The sequence below is a fragment of the Pedobacter sp. genome (assembly GCF_965249885.1).
GTDB lineage: Bacteria > Bacteroidota > Bacteroidia > Sphingobacteriales > Sphingobacteriaceae > Pedobacter.
This window is the reverse complement of record NZ_OZ252254.1, coordinates 2538671-2555653: the sequence shown is the minus strand read 5'-3', so window position 1 is coordinate 2555653 and position 16983 is coordinate 2538671. Positions and strand designations below refer to the sequence as shown.

General features: G+C 38.8%; 16 protein-coding genes and 2 tRNA genes. 12 read left to right on the top strand and 6 right to left on the bottom strand.

Features of this window, described 5'->3' with window-relative positions; genetic code table 11:
* Positions 1-28 precede the first annotated feature (28 nt).
* From ACY2A0_RS10955 to rsgA, 8 genes are all read left to right on the top strand, one after another.
* The gene (locus tag ACY2A0_RS10955; RefSeq protein ID WP_461789496.1) at positions 29-877 is read left to right on the top strand and encodes a sulfurtransferase; all 849 of its coding nucleotides are present in this window, start codon (positions 29-31) and stop codon (positions 875-877) included.
* A 624-nt stretch (positions 878-1501) separates the two neighbouring features.
* A complete protein-coding gene (locus ACY2A0_RS10950; protein WP_461789495.1) occupies positions 1502-2035 on the top strand; it encodes a YceD family protein in 534 nt (177 codons plus the stop codon).
* 18 nt (positions 2036-2053) lie between these two features.
* A complete protein-coding gene (gene rpmF / locus ACY2A0_RS10945; RefSeq protein WP_113637233.1) occupies positions 2054-2245 on the top strand; it encodes a 50S ribosomal protein L32 in 192 nt (63 codons plus the stop codon).
* 98 nt (positions 2246-2343) lie between these two features.
* Entirely contained in the window at positions 2344-3282 is a 939-nt protein-coding gene (gene plsX / locus ACY2A0_RS10940) for a phosphate acyltransferase PlsX (protein WP_113637232.1), read from the top strand.
* A 15-nt stretch (positions 3283-3297) separates the two neighbouring features.
* Complete coding sequence (locus tag ACY2A0_RS10935; protein WP_461789494.1) at positions 3298-4293, top strand: beta-ketoacyl-ACP synthase III; 996 nt, start codon at positions 3298-3300, stop codon at positions 4291-4293.
* A 155-nt stretch (positions 4294-4448) separates the two neighbouring features.
* A complete protein-coding gene (gene accB, locus ACY2A0_RS10930) occupies positions 4449-4934 on the top strand; it encodes an acetyl-CoA carboxylase biotin carboxyl carrier protein (RefSeq protein ID WP_461789493.1) in 486 nt (161 codons plus the stop codon).
* A 45-nt stretch (positions 4935-4979) separates the two neighbouring features.
* On the top strand, positions 4980-6320 hold the full coding sequence (gene accC / locus ACY2A0_RS10925; protein ID WP_113637227.1) for an acetyl-CoA carboxylase biotin carboxylase subunit: 1341 nt from the start codon (positions 4980-4982) through the stop codon (positions 6318-6320).
* Positions 6321-7089: 769 nt separating this feature from the next.
* Positions 7090-8010 carry a ribosome small subunit-dependent GTPase A gene (gene rsgA / locus ACY2A0_RS10920; RefSeq protein WP_461789492.1) on the top strand — a complete coding sequence of 307 codons (921 nt, stop codon included), beginning with the start codon at positions 7090-7092 and terminating at the stop codon, positions 8008-8010.
* 129 nt (positions 8011-8139) lie between these two features.
* Here rsgA and ACY2A0_RS10915 read toward each other — a convergent pair whose 3' ends face one another.
* From ACY2A0_RS10915 to era, 3 genes are all read right to left on the bottom strand, one after another.
* A complete protein-coding gene (locus ACY2A0_RS10915) occupies positions 8140-8664 on the bottom strand; it encodes a GNAT family N-acetyltransferase (RefSeq protein WP_461789491.1) in 525 nt (174 codons plus the stop codon).
* Positions 8665-9518: 854 nt separating this feature from the next.
* On the bottom strand, positions 9519-10820 hold the full coding sequence (gene der / locus ACY2A0_RS10910; protein WP_461789490.1) for a ribosome biogenesis GTPase Der: 1302 nt from the start codon (positions 10818-10820) through the stop codon (positions 9519-9521).
* Positions 10821-10996: 176 nt separating this feature from the next.
* Positions 10997-11875 carry a GTPase Era gene (gene era, locus ACY2A0_RS10905; protein WP_461789489.1) on the bottom strand — a complete coding sequence of 293 codons (879 nt, stop codon included), beginning with the start codon at positions 11873-11875 and terminating at the stop codon, positions 10997-10999.
* Between the two features lie 390 nt (positions 11876-12265).
* Here era and ACY2A0_RS10900 point away from each other — a divergent pair.
* Positions 12266-12341, top strand: a tRNA-Met gene (locus ACY2A0_RS10900).
* A gap of 81 nt (positions 12342-12422) precedes the next feature.
* A tRNA-Glu gene (locus ACY2A0_RS10895) sits at positions 12423-12494 on the top strand.
* Here the strand turns inward: ACY2A0_RS10895 and ACY2A0_RS10890 are convergent.
* Both ACY2A0_RS10890 and ACY2A0_RS10885 read right to left on the bottom strand, forming a co-directional pair.
* On the bottom strand, positions 12457-14016 hold the full coding sequence (locus ACY2A0_RS10890; protein WP_461791753.1) for a recombinase family protein: 1560 nt from the start codon (positions 14014-14016) through the stop codon (positions 12457-12459). The genes ACY2A0_RS10895 and ACY2A0_RS10890 overlap by 38 nt on opposite strands.
* Positions 14013-14189 carry a hypothetical protein gene (locus tag ACY2A0_RS10885; protein WP_461791508.1) on the bottom strand — a complete coding sequence of 59 codons (177 nt, stop codon included), beginning with the start codon at positions 14187-14189 and terminating at the stop codon, positions 14013-14015. The genes ACY2A0_RS10890 and ACY2A0_RS10885 overlap by 4 nt, the downstream gene beginning before the upstream one ends.
* A 127-nt stretch (positions 14190-14316) precedes the next feature.
* Here ACY2A0_RS10885 and ACY2A0_RS10880 point away from each other — a divergent pair, with 127 nt between their 5' ends.
* Positions 14317-15120, top strand: a complete 804-nt coding sequence (locus ACY2A0_RS10880) for a phospholipase D-like domain-containing protein (protein WP_461791507.1) — start codon at positions 14317-14319, stop codon at positions 15118-15120.
* 2 nt (positions 15121-15122) lie between these two features.
* On the top strand, positions 15123-16022 hold the full coding sequence (locus ACY2A0_RS10875) for a phospholipase D-like domain-containing protein (protein WP_461791506.1): 900 nt from the start codon (positions 15123-15125) through the stop codon (positions 16020-16022).
* On the opposite strand, the gene ACY2A0_RS10870 is transcribed toward ACY2A0_RS10875, so the two are convergent.
* Positions 16019-16933, bottom strand: coding sequence for an RteC domain-containing protein (locus tag ACY2A0_RS10870; protein ID WP_461791505.1), 915 nt, complete (start codon positions 16931-16933; stop codon positions 16019-16021). The two genes, ACY2A0_RS10875 and ACY2A0_RS10870, sit on opposite strands and share 4 nt — an antisense overlap.
* Positions 16934-16983 lie beyond the last annotated feature (50 nt).

Here is a 16983-nt window from a genome sequence, read left to right as displayed (position 1 = left end):
TTAACCTCAAAAAATAATCTAATTTAAAATGAGTAAAATCTCTCCCATCATCCAACCCGAAGAGCTACTTCGTTCAAAGCAAAGTAATGAAAACTTCATTTTAATTGATGCAGATGGTGGTGGAAAAGAACGTTACCTGGCTAAACACCTTGATGGCGCACATTACTTGGATCTAGAGCAAGACTTATCTGCCGTGGCAAAAGATCCAGCAAACGGCGGCAGGCATCCCCTACCAGCACCTAGCGTATTTGCAAAAACGATAAGTAAACTGGGCATCAACGCCGACAGCAAGGTTATTATTTACGATGACAAGAATGGCGCCAACGCCGCTGCCAGGTTATGGTGGATGCTAAGAGCTATCGGTTATGAAAAGGTGCAAGTGCTGAACAAAGGTTTTAAAGGAGCTGAAGAAATTGGCTTTCCAACTAACGCAGAAATTCCAACTCCAATTCCAGTAGCAATAGATCCGTTGGTTAACGAATGGAAATGGCCGACTAAAGATATTTCAGCTGTAAAAGATGCAAGCGGCACATCACATCAAACCATTGTGGATGTAAGAGCCAAAGAAAGATTTGACGGCATTGTGGAGCCACTGGATCTTATTGCTGGTCACATTCCGAATGCCATTAACATTCCCCTTACCGAGAACCTTGATGAAACTGGAGGATTTAAAGATCCAAATGTGTTAAGGGAGAAATATGAAAGTGCCTTTGAAAACTTCAATAGTGAAAATATCATCATACACTGCGGTTCGGGTGTAACTGCCTGTCACACACTTTTGGCTTTTGATTATGCAGGCTTGCCGATGCCTAATTTGTATGTAGGATCTTGGAGCGAGTGGTCGAGAAGTGACAATGAAATGGTTTTAAAACAGTAACGACTGGCCCACCAATGAAATGCTGGCTATGTTAGTTAAACCTTATTGTAGCGAGCATCCCGATTTAAACATCTGCCTTTATGGTTTTGCGGCATGCTTACCTGCGGCACAGGTTCATCGGGATAAAGCGGAAAGAAGGGCTGGTTAAGCCAAGAGTGATGCTTTTGTTTTTCAAATCATTTAAAAGTTCAGTATCTTAATGTGAATTCGGGTTAAGTACTTTTACAATTCTTGAAAATGTATTAAATGTATTTTTTTAGCTCGCCGCCGCTGGGCTCTTACTTTTTGACCGCAAAAAGTAACAAAAACTCTCGGTTGCTTATTTTTCTTTCAAAGAAAGTGCTTTGGCTTATTAGTACATCCCGAAAAATAAAAGACCGAAAATTAGCTGAACGAAGATTTGAAGCGCTATCGCTAGCAAATAACATAATTACGTCGTCTCAAATTAACCGTTTGGCAGTACTACCGAACAATGATGCAAATGGGCAGCAGCACAATGTTTACACCGAAACAGTACGGCAGCAAAAAAGCACTTTCCATTTTTCGAAAAATATTTCACAATCAAAAAATATTTCATACCTTTGCAGGCTAAAATTTAGTTACAATTGAAGGTATAAAAGCGTTATGAGAGCGTTGAAACAATTTTCTATCCCCTTTACAGGCTTAAAATTGGGAAAGCACTCTTTCGATTTTGAAATCGATAAAAGCTTTTTTGATGAATTTGAACATTCATTAGTAAAAGATGGAACGCTTAAAGCTGAAGTTGAACTGGATAAACAAGAAACAATGTTAATTTTAACGTTCCATGTTAGCGGAACAATTAAATTAAACTGCGACAAATGTTTATCTGACTTTGACCAACCAATTGAATTGAACGAAAGACAAATTGTGAAGTTTGCAGAAGAGGCAGAAGGTGAGGAAGAGGATTTAGAGATTATAATTTTGCCTAGAAAGGAAACCGCTATTGATGTTTCTGAATTGATTTACGAATTCATTACCGTAGCAGTACCTTTCATTAACAAATGTGAACAAGCCGGGCAAAACTGTGACGAGCAAATGCTTGCCACTTTAGACAAGCTAGCGGCAGGCAATACTAACGAAGCACAAGAAGAACAAAGTAGCGACCCACGCTGGGAAGCGTTAAAAAAATTAAAATAGTAATTAAACAACTGAGAAATGGCACATCCAAAGCGCAAAACTTCTAAACAAAGAAGAGACAAAAGAAGAACTCACTACAAAGCTGTAGCTCCTTCATTGACTACTTGCCAAACTACTGGTGCAGTACACGTACCTCACCAAGCTTATAACGTTGATGGTAACCTTTACTACAACGGTAAACTAGTTATAGAAAACACTTCTATAGGTTAATTTTCTGAAAAATTTTTGTGTTTTCCGTTGGTTTAAGGTTAACTTAGCCTGATGGAATTAAAAGCTAATAAAGGCTTTATCACAAAAGATTTTTTACTATGAAAATAGGTCTCGATATTATGGGTGGAGACTATGCTCCCAAAGCAATTGTTTTGGGAGCAATAGCAGCCCATCAATCCCTTGCTCCCAATGAACATTTAGTTCTTATTGGTGATACGGAGCAGATTAAACCGCTATTATCCGAACAAGGTTTCAACCCAGATCACTTCGAGTTTGTTCATACCGAAGAGGTGATTGGCATGGGTGAACACGCCACCAAGGCAATTCTTCAAAAACCCAATTCAAGTATTTCTGTAGGCTTTCAACTTTTAAAGGAAGGCAAAATTGATTCATTCGCAAGTGCAGGAAACTCTGGCGCAATGTTGGTTGGCGCTGTTTTCAGTGTTAAGCCTATTGCTGGAATCTCTAGGCCATGCCTATGTACCATTGTGCCTAAACTTAAAGGCGGTGCCGGACTTTTATTAGATGTTGGCGCTAACGCGGATTGCAAGCCTGACAACCTTTTGGAGTTTGGTGTATTGGGTAGTTTGTACGCTGAGCATATCATGCAAATTGATAGCCCTAAAGTGGCTTTAATGAATATTGGCGAAGAAGACGAAAAAGGAAATATGCTCACCTTGGCAAGCCACCGCTTGATGAAAGAAAAAGCGTCTTTCAACTTTGTAGGCAACGTAGAAGGTAGAGATTTGTTCAATGATAAAGCAGATGTAATTGTTTGCGATGGTTTTACTGGAAATATCATGCTTAAGTTAGCGGAATCTTTCTATGTGCTGACCATCAAAAAAGGATTGAAAGACGAATTTTTTGACCGTTTCAATTATGAAAACTATGGTGGCAGCCCAGTGTTGGGTGTAAACGCACCGGTGTTAATTGGCCACGGGATATCAAGCCCTGAAGCTGTGAAGAATATGATCTTCCAATCAAGGGATATGATAAATACTGGATTGGTAGGCAAGATACAGGCCGCCTTCCGTTAATTTAATACACGAAAAATGAATAAAATTCACGCTGCTATTACCGCAGTTAATGGGTACGTTCCAGATTATGTGTTGACTAACAAGGAACTAGAAACAATCGTTGATACTAATGACGAATGGATTACCACCAGAACCGGTATTAAAGAGCGAAGAATATTAAAAGGCGAAGGCTTGGGCACTTCGGATATGGCTGTGCCCGCCGTTAATGGCCTTTTAGAAAAAAGAGGAATTGATGCAAAAGAAATTGATCTCATTATCTTTTGTACTACTACCCCAGATTTCACTTTCCCTGCTACAGCAAATGTACTTGCGGACAAAATAGGCGCCGTGAATGCATGGGGTTACGATCTCCAAGCTGCCTGCTCTGGATTTGTTTTTGGTTTAACTACAGGAGCGCAGTTCATTGAATCAGGTAAGCATAAAAAAGTATTGGTAGTTGGTGGCGATAAAATGTCGTCAATTATCAACTATGAAGACCGTGCAACTTGTATCATTTTTGGAGATGGTTGCGGTTGTGCTTTATTGGAGCCTAACGAAGAAGGTTTCGGCTTACAGGATTCTATATTGAGAAGTGATGGCTCTGGCGGAAAATATTTGGGCATGAGAGCTGGTGGTTCAGTTAAACCTGCTAGCCATGAAACTATAGATGCAAAAGAGCATTTTGCGTATCAAGAGGGTCAAACGGTATTCAAATTTGCCGTAACCAACATGGCTGATGTAGCAGCTGAAATTATGGAAAGAAACCAGTTATCATCTGATGATGTAGCATGGTTAGTACCTCACCAAGCCAACAAACGTATTATCGATGCAACTGCATCAAGGATGGGGGTTGATAGTGATAAAGTAATGGTAAATATTGAGCGCTACGGCAACACGACCAACGGCACCATTCCACTTTGCTTATGGGAGTGGGAAAAACAACTAAAAAAAGGCGATAATATTATTATTGCAGCATTTGGAGGTGGATTTACCTGGGGCTCAGTTTATTTAAAGTGGGCTTATAACAGCTAGTTTTTTCGTTAGTTGACTGGTTGGTTGTATAGTTTACATGTGTAAAAAACGCAGTTCAAAAACTAAAAAACCAAACACCTAAAAAACTAAAAAACAAAATGTAACTTTGCTAATTCAAACAAGACATAACAATTATTTAACATAACAAAAAGAGAATGGATATTAAACAAATTCAGGAACTTATAAAATTTGTTTCTCGGTCGGGAGTTAACGAAGTTTCTTTAGAACAAGAAAACTTCAAAATTACCATCAAAACTAACCAAAATCCAGTTTATGTAAATGCAGCGGTACCAGCGGCAGCGCCAGTTATGGCAGCTCCAGCGGCTCCAGTTGCAGCACCAAGCCCTGCGGCGGCACCTGCAGCAGCGGCAGCAACTCCTGCTACAGAAGACACATCTAAATACATCACGATAAAATCTCCAATGATTGGTACCTTCTATCGTTCTGCTAGTCCAGAAAAACCTTCGTTTGTTAACGTTGGTGACGAAATTGGCACTGGCAAAGTGGTTTGTATCATCGAAGCAATGAAGTTATTCAACGAAATCGAAAGTGAAGTTTCGGGCCGTATCGTTAAAATTTTGGTTGACAACGCGTCGCCAGTAGAGTACGACCAACCTTTATTTTTAGTTGAACCTATTTAATTAGCAAATTAATCAATTAGCTAATTAGCTAATTAAGGAGAAATTATGTTTAAAAAAATATTAATTGCCAACAGGGGCGAAATCGCTTTGCGTATTATCCGTACCTGTAAGGAAATGGGTATTAAAACGGTGGCCGTTTATTCTACAGCTGATAGAGAGAGCTTACATGTTCGCTTTGCTGATGAAGCGGTTTGTATCGGACCTCCACCAAGCAAAGATTCTTACCTAAGCATCCCGAATATCATTTCGGCTGCTGAATTAACCAATGCGGATGCGATCCATCCTGGCTACGGTTTCTTATCAGAGAACGCAAAATTTTCATCAGTTTGCCGTGACTACGGAATTAAATTCATTGGTGCAACCCCTGAACAAATCAACGCCATGGGCGATAAATCTTCAGCGAAAGACACCATGAAACAAGCTGGCGTACCTACAATTCCAGGTTCAGATGGTTTGTTGGAAAGTTTCAGCCAAGGCATCAAATTGGCCAACGAAATGGGCTATCCGGTGATTATTAAAGCTACTGCCGGTGGTGGTGGCCGTGGTATGCGTGTAATTTGGAAAGATGAGGAATTCGAGAATGCTTGGGATAGTGCTCGTCAAGAGTCGGGTGCCGCTTTTGGTAACGATGGCCTTTATCTAGAAAAATACATCGAAGATCCTCGTCACATTGAAATCCAGATTATTGGCGACCAATATGGCAAAGCATGTCACTTGTCAGAAAGAGATTGCTCTATCCAACGTCGTCACCAAAAATTAGTTGAAGAGGCTCCGTCTCCTTTCATGACTGATGAATTACGTCAGAAAATGGGTGAAGCTGCTATCAAAGGCGCTTTAGCAGTAAATTACGAAGGTGCTGGAACTATTGAGTTTCTAGTAGATAAACACCGTAATTTCTACTTCATGGAAATGAATACTCGTATCCAAGTAGAGCATCCCGTTACTGAAGAAGTAATTAACTTCGACTTAATTAAGGAACAAATTAAAGTTGCTGCCGGAATTCCAATTTCTGGTAAAAACTATATGCCTGATATGCATGCGATTGAATGTCGTATCAATGCGGAAGATCCTTTTAACAACTTCCGTCCTTCACCAGGCAAAATCACTAATTTCCACTCACCAGGCGGTCATGGTGTGCGTGTAGACACTCACGTTTACGCAGGTTACCAAATCCCTCCTAATTACGATTCGATGATTGCAAAGTTGATTTGCGTAGCACAAACTCGTGAAGAAGCTATTTGTACCATGGAACGTGCCTTAAGTGAGTTCGTAATTGAAGGTATTAAAACTACCATTCCTTTCCACTTGAAATTAATGAAAGACCCTAACTTTAGAGCTGGTAATTTCACCACTAAGTTTATGGAAACTTTCGATTTCGCGGAATAAAAATATCGAAATTTAAAAGATGCCTCGACAGTTTGTTGGGGCATTTTTGTTTGGATACCACCTTAGACATCTAAGAAAACCTAAGCCTTTAAAAAGTCGTTCTAAAGTGCACTCAGGTGTCTTAGGTGGTTAAAATTCTAGAAGCCATCAAACTTTTCATTTTTGTTTGGATACCACCTTAGACATCTAAGAAAACCTAAGCCTTTAAAAAGTCGTTCTAAAGTGCACTCAGGTGTCTTAGGTGGTTAAAATTCTAGAAGCCATCAAACTTTTCATTTTTTTTATAAACCACCTTAGACATCTAATAAAACCTAAACCTTTAAAAAGTTATTCTTAGGTGCGCTCAGGTGACTTAGGTGGTTAAAATTCTAGAAGCCATCAAACTTTTCATTTTTTTATAAACCACCTTAGACATCTAAGGAAACCTAAGTTTTTAAAAAGTTATTCTTAGGTGCACTCAGGTGTCTTAGGTGGTTAAAATTCTAGAAGCCATCAAACTTTTCATTTTTTTTATAAACCACCTTAGACATCTAAGGAAACCTAAGTTTTTAAAAAGTTACTCTTAGATGCACTCAGGTGTCTTAGGCGTTAAATCCTAGAAGCCATCAAACTTTTCATTTTTTTATAAACCACCTTAGGCACCTTAGAAAACCTAAGCCTTAAAAAAGTTACTCTTAGATGCACTCAGGTGTCTTAGGTGTTAAATCCTAGAAGCCATCAAACTTTTCACTTTCAGTTTTCAACTTTCAACACTACCTTTACGCGAAATATGCAGGGATTAGTAATTAAATCGACCGGGAGCTGGTATCAAGTATTTGCCGAGGATGGCAATACCTACTCCTGCCGAATTAAGGGTAAATTTAGGATTAAGGGTATACAAACGACCAATCCTATTGCCGTGGGCGACAATGTTGATTTTGAACTGGAACCAAATGCCGACACAGGAGTAATCAACCATCTGCACGATCGTAAAAATTACATCATCCGTAAGTCCATTAACCTTAGTAAGCAGTCGCAAATTATTGCAGCCAATTTAGATCAGGCTTTTCTCATCGTTACCTTGGCTTCTCCGCGTACTTCCTTGGGTTTTATCGACAGGTTTTTAGTAGTTGCCGAAGCCTACGACATTCCCACTTCACTTATTTTTAACAAACTGGATTTGTATAGTGATGAAGGTTTGGAAATACTGGCTGATTATAAAGCGATATACGACAATATAGGCTACCCATGCTACGAGGTCTCAGCGCTGGAAGGCACCAATATTAGTCAAATTGAAGCATTGCTTAAAGATAAAACCACTTTATTCTCTGGACATTCCGGCGTAGGCAAATCTAGCTTGATTAATGCCATTTTACCTGATTTTGATTTAAAAACTGGCGAAGTAAGCGAATGGAGCGACAAAGGCCAGCACACTACCACTTTTGCCGAAATGCATCAATTGCCTTTTGGTGGTTACTTAGTTGATACGCCCGGCATCAGAGAGTTGGGAATTGTAGACATCGAAAAAGAAGAGCTGAGCCATTTTTTTGTGGAGATGAGAGATAGGCTTAACCAATGTAGATTTAACAACTGCAGGCACATTAACGAGCCCGGCTGTGCCGTTATTAAGGCTGTGGAAGAAGGTGAAATTGAAGCTACCCGCTATGACAGCTATCAGAGTATTTACTTTGGCAATGATACGAGAGCGTAGAATAGGGATTAGGTGTTAGGAGTTAGGTATTAGTTTGACAGTGGTCAGGAGTCAGTGCTCAGTAAATAGTTAAACAATTAACCAAATCTACAGTTAACCAAAAAACCAACCAACTAAACAACCAACCATCTACACAGTCAGTTTAATCTCAAATAAATTCAGTGTAATACCTTCGTAATGCTTAGGCAAGCCGCTATCAGGTTCTACCACCTTTTGACCAACGTGTATGAAGCCACAACTGGTGTAATAATGCAATAGCCTTTCGTTATCAGCCCAAGTATCCATACGGATATAATCTATTGGCGCAGCTTTGGCGTACTCCTTAGCCCAGTTAATAATTACTTTCACAAAACTTTGTCCGCGGAAATCCGGATGAGTCACGATACGATGGATATAAACTGCATCAACACTATCGCTATCTGCCCATATTTGAGGGTCACTGTAGGTAATAGCAAAAATTGCGGCCACTTGCCCATCTACCAATATTTTATACTGTCGGTATTCTTTGATTTCCTTCTTCACTAAATCTTTACTGAAGCCCTGCCATTGTTGCGGCGAAACCTTTCTCTGATGTGCTACGGCTAAATCGTAAAATTTGAAAATTGTATTGATATCATTTGGTTCGCTGTTGACCACCAAGATGCTTTTCTCCATGGCGCTAAGTTAATAAAGATTTTTTGGAGCGATGCTGTAGTACTCCGATTTAGGGATAGTCCTTCTTTCCGCTATATTTCAAACTCGCTACACTTGTTTGAAGATACCGCTGCAATAAGGGCTATTTAACCTTTTGCTGTGCTAACAAATCCGCAGTTAACGCACTGCTGCTTTTAATGTTCCAGACTGCAGACCCAGATTTCGTAAGTTTTTACGCTGTTCTAAATAGATTCCTCCTAGCGTCGGAATGACAAAAAGGCTAGACGGAACCGCGGACTTTTAGGTAAAACTCCCGATTGTAGACTGCATTAAGCTTTAAAAAGCCTCTCATGCTATTCCAGATTTGCAATCTGGAATCCATATCCGAAGATTTGCAATCCGGTTAAAAACGCTATCGCATATCACCACTTTTCCTACAAACGAACTAATTTAAAAACCGTTAATAGTGCTTCGAGATTGCAAATCTCGAAGAGCAACAATAGTACGACACCGTTCAAAAATAGATTCCTCCTAGCGTCGGAATGACAAAACGTTCCAGACTTCGTAAGTTTCAAAAACTTTCGAAGTCTGACATTTGGTAACTGGCTTTTGTAAATTAAACCTGATGGCAGCGAAAATCCTTTTTGTCTTATTGCACTCCTTCTGAACGATAGTGAAGGAGCTGAAGTTCAGGAAATTCAGAAATCGATTCCCACCAGCATTGGAGTGGCAAAGGCCAAGACAAAAAGATTACAGCGTACAGCAGGACTACAGCATCCTAAATGCAGGAACTTTCATTTCCAAAATCGTCTAAGAATCTCTCCGCAATTAAAGGAATGCTGAACGCGACCAAAAAATACTAAGCGCTTGCCAGACTATTTTTGCCTGAAATAAATTTGTATGGGTACGCCAGAAAAATCAAAGTTTTCACGCAGTTTATTTTCTAAGAAACGCTTGTAAGGCTCCTTAATGTACTGCGGTAAATTACAAAAGAACGCAAACATTGGCGCCACGCCGTTAATTTGCGTAATGTATTTGATTTTAATGTACTTACCTTTTGTTGCCGGCGGCGGATAAGCCTCAATGATTGGCAACATCACATCATTTAATTTTGATGTAGGTACTTTTTTAGCTCTATTTTGGTGCACTTCCAACGCAGTTTCAATTGCCTTGAAAATACGTTGTTTGTTCAGTACTGAAATAAATAACACTGGAACATCGGTAAAAGGCTGTAGCTTTTGCTTGATTTGTTCCTCAAAAGCTTTCATGGTCTTGTCATTCTTATCAATCAAATCCCATTTATTCACCAATACCACAATTCCTTTTTTATTTTTTTCGGCCAAGTGGAAGATATTGATGTCCTGAGCTTCCAATCCTTCTTGAGCATCCAACATCAGCATTACTACGTCGGCTTCTTCAAGCGCTTTAATGGTACGCATTACCGAATAAAATTCGATGTTCTCTTTTACCTTAGTTTTTTTACGCAAACCGGCGGTATCAATAAACATAAACTCGTGCCCGTACTGGTTGTAGTGGATGTGAATTGAATCACGGGTAGTACCAGCAATTGGTGTTACGATATTTCTATCCTTGCCCATCAAGGCATTAATTAAAGATGACTTGCCCACGTTTGGCCTTCCAATCACCGTAATCTTAGGCAGGGTACTTTCTTCTTCCTCGATGTCCTCAAAGTTAGTAACTACCTCATCCAATAAATCGCCAGTTCCAGAACCCGTCATAGATGAAATGGTATAAATTTCACCTAAGCCAAAGCTGTAAAACACTGCCGATTCTAACTCTAAATTGGTGTTATCAACCTTGTTAACTACCACATAAACTGGCTTTTTACTTTTGCGCAATAAGCTGGCAATTTCATCATCCAAATCTGTAATTCCGGTAGTAACATCAACCATGAAAATAATTACCGTAGCTTCTTCAATGGCAATTACCACCTGCTCGCGAATTGCTGTTTCAAACAAATCTTCGGAGTTGGCTACGTAGCCGCCTGTATCAATTACTGTAAATTCCTTGTTGGTCCACTCGGCTTTGCCATAGTGCCTATCGCGGGTAACGCCACTAAAATCGTCAACTATGGCCTTTCGGCTTTCGGTTAAGCGGTTAAAAAGGGTTGATTTGCCTACGTTTGGTCGGCCTACTATAGCAATAATATTACTCATTATATTTTACGATTATTAGAATTACGAATTTAGATTTACGGACTATTCCGATAAACCAAATCGTTATTGGTTACAAACACGGGGTTTGAACTTGCAAAGGTACAGTTAATTTTTGAGTTATAGGTAAGGCAAGTATTTAAGCTACAACATACAGCGCTTACACTGGCACATTAACGCTAGCGTTCGTATCCGAAGCTGCGAAGATAATTATCCTTACTACGCCAGTTGGCAATTACTTTAACATGGGTTTCGAGGAACACTTTACCATCGATAAACTTTTCGATGTCTTTACGTGCTTCCATGCCTATTTTCTTGATGCCGGCGCCACCTTTGCCAATGATGATATTTTTTTGCGATTCGCGTTCAACAATAATTTCGGCACTGATGTGAGAGATGTTATCCTCTTCCTTAAAGGCTGTAATAATTACTTCGGTGCTATACGGAATTTCCTTTTGATAGTTATTGAAGATCTTTTCGCGGATAATTTCTGAAGCGAAGAAACGAAGGTTACGATCAGTCAGATCTTCTTTATCGTAGTACGCTGGGTGCTCGGGTATATAATCTAGCACTAAAGGCAGCAAGCCTTCCAAATTGTAGCCATGCAACGCAGATATGGCAAATATTTGAACTGGATTAAGCTTTTCTTGCCAGTATTTAGTTTTTTCCGTCACCTGTTCTTGCGTAGCATTATCCACTTTATTGATGAGTACCACCAAGGGTATGTTGGTGTTGGTTATTTTTTCCAGCACATCTTCTTCGTCGTGACGCTCGTTGATATCGGTAACGAATAGAATCAAATCAGCATCCTGTAAAGCACCACCAACGGCAGTCATCATTGAATCCTGTAAGTTATACTTTGGCTTGATGATTCCAGGCGTATCAGAAAACACGATCTGAAAATCTTCTTCATTTACAATGCCTAATATGCGATGGCGAGTAGTTTGCGCTTTTGGTGTAATGATGGATAGCTTCTCTCCTACCAATGCGTTCATTAAGGTAGATTTTCCTACGTTTGGCTTTCCAATGATACTAACGAAACCTGCTTTGTGTGCCATAATTTTGGTATTGATTCTAAATAATTTGCAATAATACGGAAAAATGAGGGCATTTACGTTTGAACCATTTTTATGGCGGTAGTGCAATCATTTAAAACAATAAGTTTTGGTAATTAATTACTCTAGAAAAGAATAATTGAATAAAATTGATTTTATTTTTCAAAGCATGAATTTACTGGCTGGCGAAACAAATTTAAGCTAAATAACTATCCAACAATGGATTAATTATCAATGAAATTATGAACCAATGAGCTGATATGGGAAGTATCGAAAACATTTTAGAAAATTTTGAAAAAATATTTGCGGCAAATGAAAATGAATTATATCTTTGCATTCCAATTCGGAAGCAAGCTGTGTAGGATTAGGCAGCAAAAATTGAATTGTTTATAGTGCGGGGTGGAGCAGTTGGTAGCTCGTCGGGCTCATAACCCGAAGGTCGCACGTTCGAGTCGTGTCCCCGCTACCAAGTAAATTGACGATAGCAGATTTACGAATTTAGATTTGAAAATAGTCGTAATTCTAAAATCTCAAGTCTGAAATTGAAAATGGCCCGTTCGTCTAGGGGTTAGGACGCCAGATTTTCATTCTGGAAACAGGGGTTCGATTCCCCTACGGGCTACGATAAGGGAAAGAGGTTCAAAATGAACGTCTTTCCCTTTTTTATTTCCGTATAACTTTCTATTAATCAGTAGTATTGCGTCCACTACTGGGTTAGGTTCAGGAGTTCGATATGCCTCGCCATCAAAATGCAGTTTTTCAGGGTACAGAGCACAAATAATCTGACGTTTGGTCGCATTATCAGCATTTTCATATAATTGATCTAGCTGACAAAGATTTTTAATCACCTTATCTACAAGCTTATCAACGCCCATTTTTACTAATGGCTTTTCAGCAATAACCGCCATTTTAGCCTCTAAACGTCTTATGCTTTCCTCACAATCGGCTTTTATCGCCTTAAAATCGGATGGTTCAATATCACCGTTCAATAAAAATTCCCTTGCCTTGCTAACCTTGTTATTCTGTTTCTCTATTTCTTCCAACACAGATCTTTTGTCCACTTGCTCATGTTGAGTTCGATTTTTGTAAACTTTGGTTATTACCATTTTGAATAGTTCGCTTGCATCTGGATTGATACTCACTTCTTTTATTTGATTAAGAAAAAGTTCATTTGCTTCCAAGGCATTGTAACGAGTGTCGCATCCAGGTTGACAATGATAGTAATAGTAGTGCTTATACTTCCCTTTGGATTTGCTGCCTGTTAACATTCTATGACAGTTAGGACAATGGATCAGTCCCCTAAGTGGTAGATGATCTAATGAAATAACCTTTGCAGCCTTCTTCCTTTTTCGTCCATTCAATACATCCTGAACCTCATAAAAAAGTGCTTCTGAAATTAAGGGTTCATGTTGCCCGTTTGACAAGGTAATATCTTCATCCTTATGTTGAGGGACTACGATTTTGCCGCAATAAACTGGATTTCTGACCAAGCGCCAGAAATTCATACGTGGACACTTTAAACCTTTTTGATTTGCCATCTTGCGAATTTGATCAGCGGCGTAGTTGTCTTTTGCGATTTCGTTAAATACCCATTTCATTAGTGTAGCCTGCGGTTCGCGTGGGGCAATGTATTTTTTGCCGTCTTCCGTTATACAATTTTTATAACCAAGCGGTGCGGTAGACATCCAGCGTCCTTCCTTCTTTGCCCTACGCATTCCGTTAAAAGTATTCAAAGCCCTGCGGTCGTTTTCTACTTCGGGAGCAGCCAGATAAAAGGCAAGCATCATTTTATTTTCAGGAACAGACAAATCTAAAGGCTGTTCAACCGCCTGTGGCTCAACACCAAACTTTCTTAATATGGCAATCATTCCGTAGGCATCCCCAGTGTTCCTGCTAAAACGATCCCATTTGGTAAACAGGATCAAACTGCGTTTGCCTTTAGACCTTTTAATATCTGCTAATAACTTAATCCATTGCGGACGGTTAAAGGTTTTTGCGGAATGGTCTTCAAAGATCACCTTATTGATGGCAATGCAATTGATGTCGCAATACTTTCTTAGACGCTCCTCCTGATCTCGCTGCGAATAGCCCTTATCCGCCTGTTCATCTGTACTTACCCGGATATACAAATCTGCTGTTCTCATTTTTTGTTATTTTCGTTATCAACTATCTGATTAACAGACAATTTAACTAAAAAATATAGCAACTCCAAGACTTTTTTCGCTTCTTCTCTGTCGATTTTGATGCTGTTTTTAGCAAGTATTTCGATAGCAGTTTCAGGCTTGATCATTTCGAGGTTATAATGTTCTATCTCCATAGGCGGGCTAATAATTAGGTTAAAAGCCAAAATTCATTAGACTCCATAAGAAACATTCCCAAGAAGGTTAGATAATGGGAGTTAATCAATGATATTCTCTATCTTTAGTTATTTTAAATTACTAATAATGAAATTGTCAGAATACGCTATTCAAAATCTTAGAAAAATTATAACTGGTGATGAGGGATTGACCCCAAACATGTCAGGTTCAAATTTAGTCGCACTTTTCAATTCTTTTGGAGTAAGAGACACCTACAAAGGTGGGCTACCTGATGGTCTAAGTCGCACTAATTATACTGAAAGTAGACTTTTACAAATTAACGGCACTGCTGGCTTGGCAGCATTATTAGAAAAAATTGTAACTCCAGCACATTTCAATGGTTCAGATATGAAAGTTGAGAAGGCAGTTGAATTTATTAACAATATAATTAATGAAGAGAAATTCGCATTGGAATATGCAGGAGGCAGCTATAAAGTTATGGGCAATGTTACGCGTGCAAAAGAAGCTGTTGCAAACAAAGTACATTTTGAAGATATACAAAATCAAATTCTAGCAGAAATACACGAGGCTAAATTTACGATTTGGGTTGCTGTTGCATGGTTCACCGACCCTATCTTGTTTAATAAGTTGATAGAAAAAAGTAGGCAAGGCATAAATGTGCAGGTACTGATTATAAATGATGACATTAATGCTCGAACACGATTTAGATTTGAGGAGCATTTTGAAACTAAACGCATCAAGCCAACAGGGTACTTTGGAAATATCACTCATCATAAGTTTTGTGTGATTGATATAGAAAGAGTCATAAATGGTTCTTATAACTGGACGGTCAAAGCACAATATAATGATGAAAATATAACTATTCTTAAGGACAGAGATATTGCCAAGGAGTTCTCAGCCAAATTTATAACCATTAAAAACGAAAACTAACTATGAGTGTAAAGGTCAAAGTGCATTTTGAGAATCATAGCCAAATCATACATGAGATATTGACTGAAGCGAAAACTGAAGTTTGTATTGCAGTTGCTTGGATTAATTTCAAAGTCTATTTAGGCTTGTTCGAAAAATTAATATCCAGCAATATAAAACTTCGCATAATATGTAGTGATTGTAATGCTAACCGGTCACATCAAATACAAATTGATTGGTTGATAGGGAAAGGAGCTAAAATTAAGCTCCTAAAAATGCCTAATGGAAGGAATCACATGCATCACAAGTTCGCAGTTGTTGACGATGATACTTTGATTAATGGCTCTTTCAATTGGTCACCGAATGCTACGAAGAGTTTTGAAAATTTAACCGTTATCAAAAATTGTCCAAATGAAGCAAGGAAGTTTAAAGAAGAGTTTGAAAGACTTCTAAAAGTAAAAACCGCTTCAATAAAAGCACTCCAAAAAGTAAATAAATGCAAACAGAAAGGTTGCGGAGGTGAGCTGTTTAACATTTTAGTATTTAGTGAGAAATACTCAAAATATTATGAATTAACAGGTGACCTTGTTCGAGTATGTAATTCTTGTGAAGAATATAGCAGAGTAAAAGAAGATATAGTTAACAATCAACTCCCTATCTTACTGCAGTCCTACAATGGCGCAGCAGATGAGTACGAAGAGGATGTTTTGTATGGATTAATTGCTGATCAACTTAGTGGATACATGAATAAAAAAGAGACAGTTCATGCGATTGGTCGTGTAGCCACTGGACTAGATGGCTTCGATAATGATTACATTCAAACCAACATACTTTGGAAAAATGTATTCGTTGGAACAAGATTACCAGACTGTTTTGAAGACAAGAGTTTTGATGTATTTTACGATAACTCTTACACTCTTTAATTATCCTTTTGCCTATCATCCTCCGAACCACCATAATCAATATCCCTATCCTCTTCATCCCATTTATCATGCAACTTATCCAGTGCATCTCGCATTTTTTCTGGCAGATCACTATTGCCGCTAATTAATTTTAAAGTATCAAAATCAATCCCGTTCGGTAGATTGGTTTCGAGTCCACCTTTCAATTTCTCAAACAATTCCTGCTCAGTATAGAGTTTGCCCGTTTCGGGATTTGGTGGCATGCCAATTTGTTTGACCATTTGCACCACCTCAATAAAATCAGCATTGCTTCCCGTAAAGGTCAGTTTTGGTTTCGGGACATCATCACCAGATATCATTGAAGCTTCAAACTCATTATCCAAATGATCCTTTAACATTTCCATCGCACGTATCTTGGCAAAAACATAATCAAAGCCTGTAGAAAATGATCTGTCACCATAGAAATAGATCGGATCAATATCTATAGCCATATCCCTTTTGGTGAAACGATCTTCAACATTTCGCACGAAATATTTAGTGTCCAGCACATCCGCATCTTCCTTGTAGTATTCATATAGATGTTCGTTCCGATCAAAGAAGTCATCTATTTGATCGGTTTCGCTGACCAGATAGTCCTTATCTTCTGCCGTATGGTGAGTTGGACGAAACACCTCAGTATTATAGACTTCGCACATAAAGATCATCCTGCCCATTACTATTGGTTTTACATACTTGAAAAAGTATATCTCTTCAGATCTTTTTTTGAATGGATGCTCAAGAATATAGGCCTTGAGCTCGTCAAGGTAGACCTCAATAATCTGAATAGAAAGCTGCGCCCACTGATCTGATTTGGGATAATCCAATCTGATGTTCAACAGCTCTTCATCCATTCGGTTGATCAGTGTCTGGGAATATGTTTTCAGTTCTTCCATTGAATATTAAGGTATAACTAAAATAGCCAAAATATTCCATAACTGCTACC